Consider the following 15,506-nt stretch of genomic DNA (forward strand, 5'->3'; position numbering starts at 1 on the left):
CCATGCTGCCCAGTCGCGCTGCCGTGGTGGTGGCGGGCGGCGGTCCGGCCGGCTTCATGGCGGCCGTGGCTGCAGCCGAGGCGGGTCGCGGCGATGTGCTGCTGCTGGAAGCCACGCCGGAGCCGCTCCACAAGGTGCGGATCAGCGGCGGTGGCCGTTGCAATGTCACCCATGCCTGCTGGGATCCGGCCGAGTTGGTCGGCCACTATCCGCGGGGTGCCCGGGCGCTGCGGGGCCCCTTCTCCCGGTTTGCCTGCGGCGATGCGGTGGCATGGTTCGATGCCCATGGCCTGGAGCTGGTGGAGGAGGCCGACGGTCGCCTGTTTCCCCGTTCCAACCGTTCCCAGTCGGTGATCGAGACCCTGCGGCGCGCGGCGACTGCCGCCGGAGTGCGCCTCTGCACTGGAGCGGCGCTGCAACGGGCGGAGGTCCGCAGCGGTGGTGGCTTCAGCCTGGAGGTGCGGACCGGTGCCGGTGTTCGCGTCCGGCTCGACTGTGTCCAGCTGGTGCTGGCCACCGGCAGCCATCCGAGCGGGCGCCAGCTGGCCGCCTCCCTGGGCCACACCCTGGTGCCGCCGGTGCCCTCGTTGTTCACTCTGGCCCTGGAGGCACCGGCTCTCACGAAGCTGGCCGGGGTGGTGATGGACCCTGTGGGTCTGGAGCTGCTGCCAGGTCTTGAGCGTGCTGCTGGTGAGCGTTTCCGCCAGCGTGGCACCGTGCTGATCACCCACTGGGGCCTGAGTGGTCCGGCCTGTCTGCGGCTCACGGCTTTTGCCGCCCGAGCCCTGAAGGAGCAGGGTTATCGCGGTCTCCTGCAGGTGGACTGGAGCGGTGGCCGGAGTCTGGTCGATCTGGAGCTGCTCTTCGGCAGGTTGCGCCGTGAGCAGGCCAGGCGCCAGCTGGCCACGGCCCGGCCCTGGCCGGAGCTGAGCCGGCGCCTCTGGTGGCATCTGTTGGAGGAGCAGGGCCTGGATCGGCAGCTGCGCTGGGCTGATCTGCCCGCTCGCGGTCAAAAGGGTTTGATCACGGCCCTGCGCGCCAGTCGCTACACGGTGCGGGGCCGCGGGCCATTCGGGGAGGAATTCGTCACTGCCGGTGGCGTCTGCCTCGGCGAGGTGAACCTGGCCACGATGGAGAGTCGGCAACAGAAAGGCCTGTATCTGGTGGGCGAACTTCTCGATGTGGATGGGGTGACCGGAGGATTCAACTTCCAGCACTGCTGGAGTTCGGGCTGGCTGGCCGGTCAGGGGCTTGGAGCTGAGAACCGCTGATCATGATCCGATTCAAAGCAGTCAGCGATCCTGTGCAAACCAGGCAGTTGGGCAGTTGGGCAGTTGGGCAGTTGGGTCCTGAGACTCGTGGAAGGGCGGAGATGACCAGTGCATCCGCCAGTGTTCCGTGTCAATCAGACGGGTTGATGATCAACCCAGGCATGGTCGGACAAGTCTGAATGACAAGGACTCAGGACACCCCTGGGAGAACAATCATTCTCTTGGGACAATTCATACCAATTAATTCATGAAGTAGCAGTATCGAATAGTGGTCATAATTTATTCTCTAAACAAATTAATCTTTCATCGAATTTTGTCAAATACGGAGAACATTGGAAGATACATTGCCAGGAGAATCGAAGCAACAATGCCTCCCACGAAAACGATCATTGCGGGCTCCAGCATGGAGGTGAGTGCTTTGACAGTAGCCGAAACTTCGTCTTCGTAAAAATCTGCAACCTTGTTGAGCATTGTATCCAGTTCACCAGTTTCTTCGCCGATGGCCATCATGCCAACGGCCATCTCTGGAAACACATTTTTCCGGGCAATGGCGACGCTGAGAGGAATGCCCTCGAGGATGTCTCTTCGGCTTGCATCGATCGCGTCCGAAATGATGGTGTTACTTGTTGTTTCTCTGACGATATCAAGCGCCAATAGAATCGGGACGCCTGCCTTGGCTAAGGAGCTGAAGGTGCGGCAGAATTGAGCCGTAGCCGATGTGCGGATCAGCTCGCCAAAGAGGGGGATTCTCAGAATGCTTGCATCGATATTTCTTCGACCCTTCGGCGTGGCGTAAACCCGTCCGAAAAGCCAGGCGCTTACAATCAAACCTCCAACCAGGAAAAGTGAGAAGCTGGATCTCAGCGTAGCGCTCAGATTCACCATCATCTGGGTCAAGGCCGGCAGCTCAGCACCCAGGCTGTCGAAAATTTCGGCGAAAGTGGGAATCAGAAAGATCGTCATGCCCAGAAAGACGAGGATGGCGATCACCAGCACAGCGATGGGATAGCCCATGGCTCCCTTGATCTGATTCTGGAGTTTGGCGTTATCTTCCAGTAGTTTGGCAAGACGTTTCAGGGTGTCATCCAGGACGCCGCCCAACTCCCCGGCTTCGATCATAGCGATCGTGAGCTTGTCGAATACCTTCGGCCAGCGGCGAATGGCGGCACCAAGGCTGTCTCCCTGGCTCACTTCCAGGCTGACGGCGGTAAGGGCCCGCTTGAACAGGGGATGCTTCTGTTGGGCGGCCATCAGATTGAGGCCCCGCACGATCGGAACCCCCGCATCCACCAGGGCCGCCATCTTGCTGGCGAACAAGGCTTTCTCCTTGATGCCCGGTTTTCCCTCAAGCAACCCGTTGATCTGGTCCATCAGGTTGCTGCCGCTGCTTCCCTTGGCTGACCGGGTGAGAGCAGATGATCTGGCGTCGACCTGTTGTTTGATTGATGTGGCTTGAATCCCGCGCCGCCGCAGGTTGCGCTTGGCCGTGATCACGTCAGCCGCATCCACATTGAGGCTGACCTGCTTGCCGCGGTTTGTCTTGTAGGTGGCAATGAAAGTGGGCACGGCCGTTCAGGTGTAAGTGTTCAGGAAAGCTGATCCACCAGGCGGCGTAGTTCCTCCGGTTTGGCAGTCTTGCTGAGAGCCTCCTCCAGTTTCACCTCCTCGGAAAGCACCAGATTGGCCAGGGCCTTCTCCAGGGTCTGCATGCCGAGGCTGGCCCCGGTCTGCATCTGGGAATAAAGCTGGGCAGTTTTTCCTTCGCGCACCAGATTGGAGATGGCAGGAGTGTTGATCATGATCTCCTGAGCCATCACCCGGCCGAATTGGCCGGGTTTCGGATTCCAGCGCCTGCAGAGAGTCTGGGAAAACACAGCCATCAGGCTGCTGCTGAGTTGCACCCTGATCTGATCCTGCTGGCCCGCCGGGAAAACGTCCACCATCCGATCCACCGTCTGGGAGGCGGAACTGGTGTGCAGGGTGCCGAACACCAGGTGCCCAGTTTCGGCTGCGGTCACTGCCAGTTGGATCGTCTCCAGGTCCCGCATCTCACCAACCAGGATCACGTCCGGATCTTCGCGAAGAGCTGCCCGCAGGGCATTGGCGAAACTGCGGGTGTCTTGACTGAGCTCACGTTGGTGGATGATGCTTTGATCGGAACGGTAGGTGAACTCGATCGGATCCTCGATCGTGAGGATATGCTCAGCTCGGGTGTGGTTGATGTGATCCAGAATTGCCGCCAGAGTGGTGGTTTTTCCGGAGCCTGTCGGACCGGTTACCAGTACCAGCCCTTTGGGGATACGACTCATCTCTTCCACAATCGGTGGAAGTCCAAGCATGTCCAGAGTGGGAATCTTGTTGCCAAGAGCTCTCAGGCAAGCGGCGTAGGTGCCGCGTTGGCGATAGACGTTCACCCGGAATCGGGAGACGCCTTTGAGGCCATAGGAGCAGTCCAGTTCCCAGGTTTGCTCCAGTTGCTTGCGCTGGGCGTTGTTCAGCAACATGAAGATCAGTCTGTTGCAGTCTTCCTCCTTCAACGCTGTCTCCGTCATCGGACGAAGCTGGCCATTGAAGCGTCCGTAAGGAGGCATCCCGGCACTGAGGTGAAGATCACTACCGCCATCTTCAACCAGTTTGCCCATCAGATCCTCGATCATCAGGTCCATGGCACGTCTTTAGCGGCTTTGCAGACAGTAGGGGCATTCCAGCCACTCTTCCCGCAGCCCAGCACCACAGCCTGCACAGGTGAGCGTGGAGAGCATCCGCGCCCGCCGCTCTGATTCCAGACCCGTGTCTGTGAGCAGCATCCGTTCCACCTCCTCGAGGGTGGTGTCGCCGTTGCGAACCAGATCGAGGCCATAGCCGAGCAAGGTCTTCATGCCACTTTCGAGAGCCAGGCGCCTCAGGACGTCTGTGGTGGCTCGCTTGGCGATGGCAGCGGCGATCTCTTCGTTGATTCGCAGCACTTCGTAAACCCCCACCCTGCCCTTGTAACCACTGCCCTGGCAGATCGGGCAGGCGTGGGGGCCTCCGGGGGGCTGCTTGTTGGCCCGGAAGAAGGTCACGTTGGTTTCCCGTCCTGCCAGTAGTCCGAACCGGCCAAGCTCCTCGGGGGTGGGCCGGTAGCTCTGTCGGCAGTGCACGCAGACACGGCGTAGCAGCCGCTGGGACACGATGCCCAGAAGCGAGGCGCTCACCAGGAAGGGTTCGACTCCCATCTCGTCAAGTCGGGCAATGGCGCTGGGGGCGTCGTTGCAGTGGAGGGTGGTGAGGACCAGGTGGCCGGTGAGTGCTGCTTCGATCGCGGTCTTGGCCGTCTCCAGGTCACGTGTTTCCCCCACCAGGAGCACGTCGGGGTCCTGCCGCATGAAGGCCCTGAGGGCCACGCTGAAATCAAGCCCCTTGTCGCGGTTGACCTGGGTCTGGGTGATCCCCTTGAGGGTGTATTCAATCGGATCCTCGACCGTGGAGATATTGATTGTGGGGTTGTTCCGTTCCGCCAGCAACGAGTAAAGGGTCGTTGACTTACCGGATCCGGTGGGTCCGGTGACCAGGATCATGCCGAATGGCTTGGAGCCGAGGTTGCGTACGACCTCGCGCGCCTGTGGATCCGTGATCAAGGTATCGAGACCCAGTTGGGTGGCGCCGCTGTCGAGCAGACGGAGCACCACTTTCTCGCCCAGCCGGGTCGGCAGGGTGCTGACACGGCAATCCATCTTCCGGCCACGGAAGGTGCGGCGGATACGGCCGTCCTGAGGCATTCGCCGCTCGGCGATATCCAGATCCGCCATGATCTTGAAGCGGGAGGTGACCGCGGGGATCAGGCTCTTGGGCAGATCCTCGAAGTGTTTCTGCAGAACACCGTCCTGACGGAAGCGAACTTCAAGGGCATGTTCCTGGGGTTCGATGTGAATGTCGCTGGCTCCGGCACTCAACGCCTCAATCAGGATCCGATCCACCAGGCTCACGATTGGTGAGGCGTTGGCGCTCTCGCTGCTGATCTCCAGCTCCTGGAGGTCGTCGGTGACCTCTCTCAGTTCGCTTCCACCTGTTGAGATCGCCAGATCCTCGATCAGGGATCGTGGCTGGATCGTGTAAGCGACGTGGTCTTCATGACCGTTGCCCTCGTTGTCTTCCTCGTTGTCGTCGTCGAGATGGAAGTCGTCGGTGTCACTGTCGTCGATCCCACGGACGCTGGAGACAGCGGTGGCCGAGGGGGCGTCCCCAGGGACCGGAGTGGTTTCGAGGTTCTCCAGTCGCTCGCTCAGGTCACTGGCCAGGGCGAGGTTGAAGGAGGCGGTCAGGCCCGCGTCTGTCAGTTCCTCCGCCAGGCTCTGCTGGCTTGCCGGGCCCCAGTGCGTGGGAATGGCCACCTGCAGGGCCTGGCCGTTTTGCTGCAGGGGCAGACAGCCCAGTTCTCTCCAGCGTTCGACGCGAATCGGTTGGTCGTCGGCCATCAGGCGGTGATCGGCCCGTTCCAGATCCTGGGGCCGCAGCACCGGCTCGCCGAGCAGCAGCTCCACTTCCAGCCGTTGCTGTTCGGGGAATAGGGCGTCGGCAACCGGGCGGATGGGGGTCAGAGTCATGGGCCGGAACCGCTGGGCTCAAAGGTGCGGGCTTCCGCCGCTTGTGGGAGGAGGGCCCTGAGTTCCAACATGTCTAGATCCGATTTGCGCTCCAGTCAGCATGAGTGGTGACACCCATCCGATGACCGAGGCCAGTTCCGTGCCTGCCAATGGTGAGGGCGTCTCCGCCGAGGGGTCTGCCGTCGAGGACACCGGCTCCCCCTCCGTGGGGGAGACTCTCCCCTCCATGGGCGAGGACGCAGCTGGCGACGCCCGGGCTGACGCCGAGGCTGACGAGTCCACACCAGCTCTGGAGCAGCGTCTGGCAACACTGCAAGCCGAAAACGACACCCTGCGCAGCCAGTACATGCGCATCGCCGCTGACTTCGATAACTTCCGCAAACGCCAGAGTCGTGATCAGGAGGATCTGCGCCTGCAGATCACCTGCTCCACCCTCAGTGAAATCCTGCCGGTGGTGGACAACTTCGATCGCGCCCGCCAGCAGCTCAACCCCCAGAGCGAGGAGGCCCAGACCCTGCACCGCAGCTACCAGGGTCTCTACAAGCAGCTCGTGGATGTGTTCAAACAGCTGGGTGTCTCGCCGATGCGGGTCGAAGGTGAGCCGTTTGATCCCAGCCTCCATGAAGCGGTGATGCGGGAACCCAGCGATGAGCACCCCGAGGATGTGGTGGTCGCGGAGCTTCAGCGGGGCTACCACCTCAATGGTCGTGTGCTGCGTCACGCCTTGGTCAAGGTGTCGATGGGACCTGGCCCGAGCAGTGATTCTGAACCGCGTGAGGAGCAGGGCGGCTGATGGCCGATTACTACGAGCTGCTGGGCGTCGGTCGCGACTCCGATGCAGAGACTCTGAAGCGGGCCTACCGCCGGCTGGCGCGTCAGTACCACCCGGACATCAACAAGGATCCCGGTGCTGAGGACAAATTCAAGGAGATCGGCCGTGCCTATGAGGTGCTGAGCGATCCCCAGACCCGCGCCCGCTACGACCAGTTCGGTGAAGCCGGTCTGGGGGGATCGTCCGGCATGCCCGACGTGGGCGACATGGGCGGTTTCGCCGATCTTTTTGAAACTTTCTTCAGCGGTTTCGGCGGCGCGGCCGCCTCTGGTGGGGCCCGGCGCCGTGGGCCCCGCCAAGGCGATGATCTTCGCCTGGATCTGACGATCAGCTTTGCCGAGGCCATCGCTGGCCTGGAGAAGGATGTGCAGATCCGCCATCTCGAAACCTGCAGCACCTGCAGTGGCTCAGGCGCCAAGGCCGGCAGCGGCCCCACCACCTGCGGCACCTGCGGAGGTGCCGGTCAGGTTCGCCGCGCCACCCGCACGCCTTTCGGCAGCTTCACCCAGGTGGCCCCCTGCCCCAACTGCGAAGGCAGTGGCCAGGTGATCGCTGATCCGTGCAACGCCTGTGGCGGTCAGGGGCTGCAGCAGGTGCGCAAGAAGTTGCGGATCAACATTCCCGCCGGGGTCGATTCGGGCACCCGGCTGCGGGTGGCGGGCGAAGGCAATGCCGGCCAGCGCGGCGGTCCGGCCGGGGATCTCTACGTGTTCCTCACGGTTCAGCCCCATCCCCAGCTGCGCCGCGAAGGGCTCAACATCCAGTCCCAGGTGACGCTCAGTTATCTGCAGGCGATCCTCGGCGACACCATCGAGGTGGAGACCGTGGACGGCACCACCGAGCTGGAGATCCCGGCGGGCACCCAGCCCGGCGCCGTGCTCACCCTCCAGGGCAAGGGGGTGCCGAAGCTCGGCAATCCCGTCGCCCGTGGCAACCACCTGTTCACCGTCAAGGTGCAGTTGCCCACCAAGCTCTCCGGTGAGGAGCGGGAGCTGCTGGAGGAACTGGCTGGCCACCACACCAGCAAGGGCCATCGGCACCATCACAAGAGCGGCCTGTTCGGAGGGCTCTTCGGCGGATGAATGCCGCCGTGCCTGCAGCGTCCGGCGGGGGAGACCAGACCCCTGAAGAGGCTCCTGAACAGATCGCGATCGCCGCTTGTCTCGATCTGGTCGGCACCCCCTGTCCGCTCAACTTCATCCGCACCCGCCTGGCCCTCGAGAGGATCCCTGACGGGGCCTGGCTGCAGGTCGACCTGGATCCCGGCGAGCCGCTGACGATGGTGAGCCAGGGCATCGCGGCCGACGGCCATGGCCTGCGCCAAGCGGCACGGAACGACGGCAGCGTGCGCCTCTGGATTCGTCGCCATGGCGCCTGAGCGCCCTGATCAGATCAACAGCGAGAGGATCTGTGCCGGCCAGGTGGTCGCCCTGCTCGCCAACTTCTGCTGGGTGCGGCTCGATCGGCCCGGTCCAGATGGCTGTGAGCGCCTGCTCTGCACCCGCCGCACCCGGCTCGACAAGAGCGGCCAGCAGGTCGCTGTGGGGGATTATGTCGAACTGGGCGGGGTCGACTGGACCAGTGGCCGGGCGGCGATCGAGCGGGTGCGGCCGCGCCGCAATCTGCTGGAACGGCCGGCGGTGGCGAACGTGGAGCGGATTGTGGTGGTGGTGGCCCTGCAGCAACCGGCCGTCGACCCCCTGCAGCTGACCCGTTTCCTGCTCACCGCCGAAGCCACTGGCTGCCGGGTCGAGCTGGTGGTGGCCAAGGCCGATCTCACCGAGGCCGCCCTGCAGCACCGCTGGTGCGACCGGCTGCGCCAGTGGGGCTACGACCCCCTGCCGGTCTCGTCTGCCTCGGGCGCCGGCCTGGAGGCCCTGCGTGCCCGCCTTCGCACTCCTGGCATCACCGTCTTCTGTGGACCCTCCGGAGTGGGCAAGAGCAGCCTGCTCAACGCCCTGCGGCCCGATCTGGACCTGCGGGTGGCGGCGGTGTCGGGGCGATTGCAGCGGGGCCGCCACACCACCCGCCACGTGGAGCTGTTTCCGTTGACGGAGGGGGTGCTGCTGGCCGATACGCCGGGATTCAACCGCCCCGTGTTGCCAGCCCAGCCGGAGGCACTGGCACAGCTGTTCCCCGAGATACGGCGGCGTCTGGCCGAGCAGCCCTGCCGCTTCCGCAACTGCCGCCATCAGCAGGATCCGGGATGCAGCCTTGGTTCTGACTGGGATCGCTACACCCTGTATGGCCAGTGCCTGGCCGAGGTGGAGGCCACGGCGGCGGCGGTCCCGATCAAGGTCAGTGATCGCCAGCGCGGCGATGGCGAGGCGTTGCGTCTGGCCGCTCCCCTGCGCCAGCTGTCGCGGCGGCGACAACGGCAGCAGGCCAGCCAGGATCTGGAACAGGACTGATCCCGGTTGGCCTCAGCCTCCGGGCCCTTCCAGCTCAGCCCCCCATGCCGGGCAGGTTGAGATTGAGGCCGCCGGTCAGTTCTTCCATCCGCTCCTTCATGGTGCTGGTGGAGAGGTCGTAGGCGGCCTTGAGCGCCTCCAGGGTGGCCGTTTCGGTGGCCTCAGCGCCGTCTGCCACCAGTTCGGCACTGAGGCGTACCTTCAGGGGCTGCTGGTTGCCGGTGAGCCAGACGCTGGCTCGTCCATCGGCACTGCTGCCCTCGATCTCCATGGCATCAAGCTCGTCCTGCAGTTTCTGGGCGTCCTGCTGGATCTGCTGAGCTTTGCGAAAGGCTTCGGTGAGTTGACCGAAATTGGGAAGACCGAAGCCAGCCATCACGGTTGGGAAACTCCGCTCAGGTTAGGGCCCGAGTCGTTTCACCTCTGGATGGAGCTCAATGCCATGGTGTTGCCGTACCCGCGCCTGAACTGCCTGGATCAGGGCATCGATGTCGGCGGCGCGGGCCGCACCGGTGTTGACGATGAAATTGGCGTGCAGGGGTGACACCTGGGCGCCGCCGATGCTGAGACCCTTGAGACCCAGGTCTTCGATCAACCGCCCGGCCTTCTGGGGTTCGGGGTTGCGGAAGACGCTGCCGCAGCTTGGTTGCTGATAGGGCTGGGTGCTGGTGCGGCTGTGCAGATTGCTGCTGGTGCGGGCGGTCACTGCCGCGGGGTCGTGGCCGGGGCTCAGTCGGAAGCGGGCGGAGAGCACGATCAGTCGCTCCTGTTGGAGCCGGCTGTGGCGGTAGGCGAAGTCGAGCTCGCTGGCGCGCAGGTCGAAAGGGTGTTGCGGCCGTTGCGGATCCACCACCCGCACCGACTCCAGCCACTCCGCCGTACAGCCCCCCTGGGCGCCGGCGTTCATCACGGCGGCACCTCCGACGGTGCCGGGGATGCCCACCGCCCATTCCAGACCGCTCAGTCCGGCCCGGGCGGCCCGCCGCGCCAGGGTGGGGATCGGCTCTCCCGCTTCGGCCACCACCAGGCCCTCGTGGGGGTCGAGACGGCTGCCCTGCAGGCGCCGATGGCAGAGGGTCAGGCCGTCGAGCCCGGCATCCGAGATCAGCAGGTTGGAGCCGGCCCCGATGCACTGCAGCGGCAGGCCCTCGCTGATCGCCCAGCTCACCAGGGCCAGCAGTTCCAGCTGACTGGCAGGCTCGGCAAACCAGGACGCCGGACCGCCCACCTTCCAGGTGGTGTAATCACCGAGCCGAACGTCCTGGCGGAGCCCAGCGGGTGGCCCCACAGTGGTCTGCATCACGTTCAGGCCGCCACCGCGGTGACGGGGAGGTCAGTCTCGCCCAGGTTCTGCAGGCGGTCCCACAGACCGTTCACATCCCCGGCGCCCATGGCCAGCACCAGATCGCCACGTTCGGTGGATGTCGTCACCAGCTCGGCCAGCTGGTCGAGCGAGGCAGCCACCTGGACCGGCAACGCAGGGGCAATCCGCTGCAGCAGAACGGCGATCGCGGTGCTGTCAATCCCGGGCAGCGGCGCCTCGCCGGCGGCGTACAGCGGAGCCAGCAGCACCGCATCCGCACAGCTGAGGGCCTCGGCGAAGCCCTCAAGGAACTGGGCCGTTCGGCTGAAGCGGTGGGGCTGAAACACGGCCACCACCCGCCGGGGGTCTGCAGGGAGGGGGCTGCGACCACTGCTCACCATCAGCTGCGCCATGGTGAGGGTGGCACTCACCTCGCTGGGATGGTGGGCATAGTCATCCACGATCAGGCGACCGTTCCAGCTGCCGCGATAGTCAAACCGCCGTCCAGGGGTCTGCAACCGTTCCACGGCCTGGCGTAGCTCGGCGAAGGACACCCCCTGCAGCCTGCAGGCGGCGATCGCGGCGGCGGCGTTGCTGAGGTTGTGGCGGCCTGGCAGGGGCAGATGGAATTCGCCGCTGGGGCTCCCCCCTTCGAAGAAGCGCACCGTGGTGCCGTCGCCGCGTTCCTCCAGCGGCAGAGCCGCGAAGGCCACCCCCTCGGCCGTCTCGATCGACCACCAGTGGTCGGCGTTGAAGTGCGCCCGCAGGATCGGACAGTCGCGATTGGCCAGAACCTCACTGGAACTGGCGGCGAAGCGGCGAACGGTACCGATCAGGGCTTCGAGGTCGGCGTAGTGGTCGGTGTGGTCCAGTTCCAGGTTGGTGAGCACCCCCAGTTGGGCGCGAAACTTCACCAGGGATCCGTCCGACTCGTCCGCTTCTGCCACAAGCAGTTTGCCCGCTCCGTTGCGGCCATTGCTGCCGAAGGCGGGCACGATGCCGCCGATCACCGCGGTGGGGTCGTGGTGGGTGGCCTCCAGCAGGGTGGCGATCAGCGTGCTGGTGGTGGTCTTGCCGTGACTGCCGGCCACGGCGATCGAGGGCTGGCCGTTGATCAGAGCCGCCAGTACGTCGGAGCGGTGGCAGATGTGCAGACCGGCCCGCTCAGCCTCCTTCAGCTCGGCATTGCTGGCTGGCACGGCGGTGCTGATCACCACCAGGGGTTGATGGGAGGTGCCGCTGCGGATGGCGGAGATCGTGCTGGCGCTCTGCTCGCGGAACACCCGGACACCGCGATGCCTCAGTGCCTGCAGCACGGCGCTGTCGCGGGGGTCGGAGCCGCTGACGCTGAAGCCCCGCTCCGCCAGAATCCCAGCGAGGGCCGACATGCCGATGCCGCCGACACCGATGAAGTGAATCGGTTGCTGGCGGTTGAGCGACAGGGCCAAAGGGGTCTCCATGCTCGTAGAAGTTAAGCCGTGAAAGGGCCCTGAACCTTTACGAGATGCGTCGCTTCTCGGTGTGGCAGTCAAGCGGCCAGCTCACAGCAAAGGAGGTGCGCCAATGATTTCTGTATGATTCATAGCCAAAATCACCTTTGCTAGCGGTTTTCGCCGTTTTCTGCCATGACCCTGCGTGTTGCGATCAATGGATTTGGCCGGATCGGTCGCAACTTCATGCGCTGCTGGCTGAGCCGGGGTGCCAACACCGGTATCGAGGTGGTGGGCCTGAATGACACCTCGGATCCGCGTACCAACGCACACTTGCTGGAGTACGACACGATGCTGGGCCACATCCGTGATGCGGAGGTGAGCTACACCGATGACTCCATCATCGTGAATGGCAAGTCGATCAAGTGTTTCTCGGATCGAAATCCACTCAACCTTCCCTGGAAGGAGTGGGGCGTTGATCTGGTGATTGAGGCCACCGGCGTCTTCATCGACCAGAAGGGTGCGGGCAAGCACATTGAGGCTGGTGCCAGCAAAGTTCTGATCACGGCACCAGGTAAAGGGGAAGGCGTCGGTACCTTTGTGGTGGGCGTGAATGCTCACGAGTACCGCCACGATGATTGGAACATCATCAGCAACGCCAGCTGCACCACCAATTGCATGGCGCCGCTGGTGAAGGTACTTGATCAGTCCCTGGGGATCATCAAGGGCATGATGACTACCACGCACAGCTACACCGGTGACCAGCGCATTCTCGATGCCAGCCACCGAGATCTGCGCCGAGCCCGTGCCGCCGCCGTGAACATCGTGCCCACCTCCACCGGTGCTGCCACGGCTGTGGCCCTGGTGTATCCGCCGATGAAGGGGAAGCTCAACGGCATTGCCATGCGGGTGCCCACCCCCAATGTTTCGGTGGTTGACATGGTGTTGGAGGTGAGCCGCTCCACCACCAAGGAGGAAGTGAATGCCATTTTCAAGGCCGCCTCGCAGAACGAGATGAAGGGCATCATCAAGTACTCGGATCTGCCCCTGGTCTCCACCGACCATGCCGGTACCAATGAGTCCACCATCGTGGATTCCGACCTCACCATGGTGATGGACGGCAATATGGTGAAAGTGATCTCCTGGTACGACAACGAGTGGGGCTACAGCCAGCGCGTCGTCGATCTTGCTGAAGTGGTGGCCAGCAACTGGAAGTGATCACTGTTGTGTGAACACCCGGTCTGTGATCACCCAGCCTGTGATCACAGCCTGGTTCTGCCGAGAGTCGAGCCGCCTCCTCCTGGGGGCGGTTTTTTGGTTTCAGGCCTGTGCAGGCGCAGGGTCTCAATCAGTCGAAGCTGCGCGGAAGTGGCTGAAGCCGGCATTATCTGCTGCCAGGGGCTCGCGGTTCTCCGCCCAGCGCACCACGCCGTTCCCAGCCACCAGGGCGCCGATCAGCTGACCCTCCTCCAGCTCCTCGGCCAGGGCCTGCGCCCAGGCCCGCGGCAGGGCCAGCACCAGTTCGAAATCCTCTCCGCCCCCCAGGCACCAGCACCGCCCCTGCGGCAGGAGGCCCATGGCCGGATCCATCGGCAAGGTGGTGCTCTGCAGCAGTACATCGCAACCACTGGCGGCGCCGATCGCCTGGGCTGCGGCCACCAGCCCATCACTGCTGTCGGTGCCCCCAACCCGCCAGGGCTCCCCAGCCGGCTGGCTGCGGTGCAGAGCTTCCACCGCATCGAAACGGGGCCGCGGCCGTCGGTGGGCCTCGATGGCCCGCTGCCGCAGCGACGGATCGATCGCCGCGACGTCGAGGCCTGAATCCCCCTGCAGCAACGCCAGCCCCAGGCGGCTGAGGCCATGGTGGCCCGTGCTCACCAGCAGATCGCCGGCCCGTCCGCCGCCGCGGCGGATCATGCCATGGGTCCTTCCCTGTGCAGCGGCGGTCTGCTGGGAAGCCGCCGCCAGCCGGCCCAGGGCCGTGATCGCCAGCAGGCGCTGGTTGCCAGCGCTGCAGTCCCCCCCCAGCAGGGTGCCTCCATAGCGACGCAGGGCCGCAGACAGGCCCTGATAGACCTCCTCCACCCAGGCCCAGGCCGTGGTGGGTGGAGCCACCAGCCCCACCGTCAGCCCCACTACTTCCTGGCAGCCCATGGCCGCCAGGTCCGAGAGATTCGCCACGGCGGCGCGCCAGCCCACATCGGCGGCTCCGGTGGTGGCCTCACTGAAGTGAAGGCCCTCCACCAGTACATCGGTGTTGATCACGATGCTGCCGCTGCCTCCGGGCACGAGGGCGGCATCGTCGCTGAACTGGTCAGTGGGGGCGAAGGCCCCCAGGCGCCGGATCAGCTCCCATTCACCCAGATCGGACAGGGTGGTTGGGGAGGCCAGTGATCCACGGTCTCCGGCCGAAGCCGGAGGGGCCGGTTCAGCCATGGGCCTGAAGATTCTCTGCGCCTTCCAGCACCCGGATCCTGACGATGCCGTCATCGGCGGTGAGTTCCTCGAGAACGTCGAAGCCGTCGACCACATAACCGAACGCGGCATAACGGCCGTCGATCAGGTTGAGGCCCGCGGGCGTCAGTTCGGGCTCGAACAGGAACAGGAAGAACTGGGAGGAGCCGTCGTCGAGGGCCTCATCGGAGTGGGCCCATCCCAGGGTGCCTTTGCTGGAGAAGGGCAGCACCGGCTCCGCCTTGAACATCCCCAGATCTTCAAAGGTCTGGTTGTAGAAGGGGGCCTTCTCGCCGGGAACGCGGATTTCCAGGGGCACATGCCGCTCCAGCTTCGTGGTGGGATCGATGAAGCCATCGGCCGGACCACTGGGATCGCCGGTCTGGAGCACGTAGAAGTCTTCGGCGCGGATGAAGGGCAGGCCGTCGTAGAAGCCGCGCTGGGCCAGGTCCACGAAGGCTCCGGCGGTGAGCGGCGCGTTGTAGCCATCCACCACCGCAGTGAGATCACCCTTGGTGGTGGTCAGCTGCACCGTGGCGCGCCCCAGCAGCCGTGGCAGGTCGGCGAAGCTCTCGGGGATGGCATAGGGGAAGGGCCCGACCAGCATCGCCTCGGCCGCGCCGATCGTGGCCAGGGCCTGCCGGCGTGCCGCCAGGAAGGCATCGCGGTTCTGTTGTTCGGCGGTGCCGGCCAGCGTCTCCAACTGGTCGCCCAGCTTGCTCAGGAGGGTGCCTGCGGCGTCGCGATCGGTGTCCGGGAAGTTGTTCACCATCGCCTCCTGGCGGGAGGCGAGCAGCGATTGGCTGCGGCGCACGGCCCCGAGCAGGGCGTTCCAGCGCTTGGCCCGCAGGTCGTCGCTGGTGGCCTCGAGGCGATGCTGCAGATCCTGCAGATCGGAGGCCTGGATCGGCAGGGCATTGCGCAGCAGGGCCGTGGGATCGCTGATGGCGTTGCCTGGGGGCAGGGCTGCCAGGGCCGGCCCGGAGGCCGGAGCCAGCAGCAGCAGGGCCAGCAGCATCAGGCCAAGGGCCTGCCGCCACAGGGAGCCACCCGCCCGGTCCGTGCGCCCGAACCGTTGTCTCTCCTCTGCCGGAACGACTTGCCCCAGACCCACCACCATGGCCCCGCTCCTGCTGCCTTTATCAGGAATCTGGCACAGGGTTACGGAGCCGACCGCGCCTGCTGCGCAAGCCTTCGCAAGGACGCTCCGGTAGCCAGC

Annotated in this window: 14 protein-coding genes; 6 read left to right on the plus strand and 8 right to left on the minus strand. The window is 64.7% G+C overall.

The genetic code is table 11. The features are described from left to right. Nucleotides 1-2 precede the first annotated feature (2 nt). Nucleotides 3-1,271 (plus strand): NAD(P)/FAD-dependent oxidoreductase, encoded by a 1,269-nt coding sequence (locus tag H8F26_RS04745; RefSeq protein ID WP_197158986.1) that lies wholly within the window; start codon nucleotides 3-5, stop codon nucleotides 1,269-1,271. 303 nt (nucleotides 1,272-1,574) lie between these two features. Here the strand turns inward: H8F26_RS04745 and H8F26_RS04750 are convergent, their stop codons facing one another. The 3 genes from H8F26_RS04750 to H8F26_RS04760 are packed head-to-tail and all read right to left on the minus strand — an operon-like array spanning nucleotide 1,575 to nucleotide 5,857. After that, complete coding sequence (locus H8F26_RS04750; RefSeq protein ID WP_197157861.1) at nucleotides 1,575-2,837, minus strand: type II secretion system F family protein; 1,263 nt, start codon at nucleotides 2,835-2,837, stop codon at nucleotides 1,575-1,577. Nucleotides 2,838-2,857: 20 nt separating this feature from the next. Next, on the minus strand, nucleotides 2,858-3,937 hold the full coding sequence (locus tag H8F26_RS04755; RefSeq protein ID WP_197157863.1) for a type IV pilus twitching motility protein PilT: 1,080 nt from the start codon (nucleotides 3,935-3,937) through the stop codon (nucleotides 2,858-2,860). Between the two features lie 9 nt (nucleotides 3,938-3,946). Beyond that, a complete protein-coding gene (locus tag H8F26_RS04760) occupies nucleotides 3,947-5,857 on the minus strand; it encodes a GspE/PulE family protein (protein WP_197157865.1) in 1,911 nt (636 codons plus the stop codon). Nucleotides 5,858-5,957: 100 nt separating this feature from the next. On the opposite strand from H8F26_RS04760, the gene grpE reads away from it, so the two are divergent. The 4 genes from grpE to rsgA are packed head-to-tail and all read left to right on the plus strand — an operon-like array spanning nucleotide 5,958 to nucleotide 9,100. Then, nucleotides 5,958-6,650 carry a nucleotide exchange factor GrpE gene (gene grpE, locus H8F26_RS04765; protein WP_231598115.1) on the plus strand — a complete coding sequence of 231 codons (693 nt, stop codon included), beginning with the start codon at nucleotides 5,958-5,960 and terminating at the stop codon, nucleotides 6,648-6,650. Then, entirely contained in the window at nucleotides 6,650-7,771 is a 1,122-nt protein-coding gene (gene dnaJ / locus H8F26_RS04770; RefSeq protein ID WP_197157867.1) for a molecular chaperone DnaJ, read from the plus strand. Before grpE ends, dnaJ begins: the two co-directional genes overlap by 1 nt. An 8-nt stretch (nucleotides 7,772-7,779) precedes the next feature. Continuing rightward, nucleotides 7,780-8,067: a sulfurtransferase TusA family protein gene (locus H8F26_RS04775; protein ID WP_370594671.1), complete on the plus strand. Its 288-nt coding sequence runs from the start codon at nucleotides 7,780-7,782 to the stop codon at nucleotides 8,065-8,067. Then, a complete protein-coding gene (rsgA, locus tag H8F26_RS04780; RefSeq protein WP_197157871.1) occupies nucleotides 8,057-9,100 on the plus strand; it encodes a ribosome small subunit-dependent GTPase A in 1,044 nt (347 codons plus the stop codon). The genes H8F26_RS04775 and rsgA overlap by 11 nt, the downstream gene beginning before the upstream one ends. A gap of 34 nt (nucleotides 9,101-9,134) precedes the next feature. On the opposite strand, the gene H8F26_RS04785 is transcribed toward rsgA, so the two are convergent. Genes H8F26_RS04785 through murC form a run of 3 tightly spaced genes read right to left on the minus strand, consistent with a single transcriptional unit; the run spans nucleotide 9,135 to nucleotide 11,863 of the window. After that, on the minus strand, nucleotides 9,135-9,476 hold the full coding sequence (locus H8F26_RS04785; protein ID WP_197157873.1) for a YbaB/EbfC family nucleoid-associated protein: 342 nt from the start codon (nucleotides 9,474-9,476) through the stop codon (nucleotides 9,135-9,137). A gap of 24 nt (nucleotides 9,477-9,500) precedes the next feature. Beyond that, entirely contained in the window at nucleotides 9,501-10,400 is a 900-nt protein-coding gene (gene murB / locus H8F26_RS04790) for a UDP-N-acetylmuramate dehydrogenase (RefSeq protein WP_197157875.1), read from the minus strand. A 5-nt stretch (nucleotides 10,401-10,405) separates the two neighbouring features. Then, on the minus strand, nucleotides 10,406-11,863 hold the full coding sequence (gene murC, locus H8F26_RS04795; protein WP_370594672.1) for a UDP-N-acetylmuramate--L-alanine ligase: 1,458 nt from the start codon (nucleotides 11,861-11,863) through the stop codon (nucleotides 10,406-10,408). A 165-nt stretch (nucleotides 11,864-12,028) separates the two neighbouring features. Between murC and H8F26_RS04800 the strand changes: the two genes are divergently transcribed. Next, entirely contained in the window at nucleotides 12,029-13,051 is a 1,023-nt protein-coding gene (locus H8F26_RS04800) for a type I glyceraldehyde-3-phosphate dehydrogenase (RefSeq protein ID WP_197157877.1), read from the plus strand. A gap of 126 nt (nucleotides 13,052-13,177) precedes the next feature. On the opposite strand, the gene thiL is transcribed toward H8F26_RS04800, so the two are convergent. Both thiL and H8F26_RS04810 read right to left on the minus strand, forming a co-directional pair. Continuing rightward, a complete protein-coding gene (gene thiL, locus H8F26_RS04805; RefSeq protein WP_197157879.1) occupies nucleotides 13,178-14,269 on the minus strand; it encodes a thiamine-phosphate kinase in 1,092 nt (363 codons plus the stop codon). Then, complete coding sequence (locus tag H8F26_RS04810) at nucleotides 14,262-15,305, minus strand: peptidylprolyl isomerase (protein ID WP_197158989.1); 1,044 nt, start codon at nucleotides 15,303-15,305, stop codon at nucleotides 14,262-14,264. Before H8F26_RS04810 ends, thiL begins: the two co-directional genes overlap by 8 nt. Nucleotides 15,306-15,506 lie beyond the last annotated feature (201 nt).

It is taken from the genome of Synechococcus sp. CBW1006 (assembly GCF_015840525.1).
Lineage (GTDB): Bacteria > Cyanobacteriota > Cyanobacteriia > PCC-6307 > Cyanobiaceae > CBW1002.

Bases quoted from the DNA above. Each gene is read 5' to 3' on its own strand.
- H8F26_RS04745 (WP_197158986.1), top strand. From the start codon at position 3: ATGCTGCCCAGTCGCGCTGCCGTGGTGGTGGCGGGCGGCGGTCCGGCC.
- H8F26_RS04755 (WP_197157863.1), bottom strand. From the start codon at position 3,937: ATGGACCTGATGATCGAGGATCTGATGGGCAAACTGGTTGAAGATGGC.
- H8F26_RS04760 (WP_197157865.1), bottom strand. From the start codon at position 5,857: ATGACTCTGACCCCCATCCGCCCGGTTGCCGACGCCCTATTCCCCGAA.
- grpE (WP_231598115.1), top strand. From the start codon at position 5,958: ATGAGTGGTGACACCCATCCGATGACCGAGGCCAGTTCCGTGCCTGCC.
- dnaJ (WP_197157867.1), top strand. From the start codon at position 6,650: ATGGCCGATTACTACGAGCTGCTGGGCGTCGGTCGCGACTCCGATGCA.
- rsgA (WP_197157871.1), top strand. From the start codon at position 8,057: ATGGCGCCTGAGCGCCCTGATCAGATCAACAGCGAGAGGATCTGTGCC.
- H8F26_RS04785 (WP_197157873.1), bottom strand. From the start codon at position 9,476: ATGGCTGGCTTCGGTCTTCCCAATTTCGGTCAACTCACCGAAGCCTTT.
- murB (WP_197157875.1), bottom strand. From the start codon at position 10,400: ATGCAGACCACTGTGGGGCCACCCGCTGGGCTCCGCCAGGACGTTCGG.
- murC (WP_370594672.1), bottom strand. From the start codon at position 11,863: ATGGAGACCCCTTTGGCCCTGTCGCTCAACCGCCAGCAACCGATTCAC.
- H8F26_RS04800 (WP_197157877.1), top strand. From the start codon at position 12,029: ATGACCCTGCGTGTTGCGATCAATGGATTTGGCCGGATCGGTCGCAAC.
- thiL (WP_197157879.1), bottom strand. From the start codon at position 14,269: ATGGCTGAACCGGCCCCTCCGGCTTCGGCCGGAGACCGTGGATCACTG.
- H8F26_RS04810 (WP_197158989.1), bottom strand. From the start codon at position 15,305: ATGCTGCTGGCCCTGCTGCTGCTGGCTCCGGCCTCCGGGCCGGCCCTG.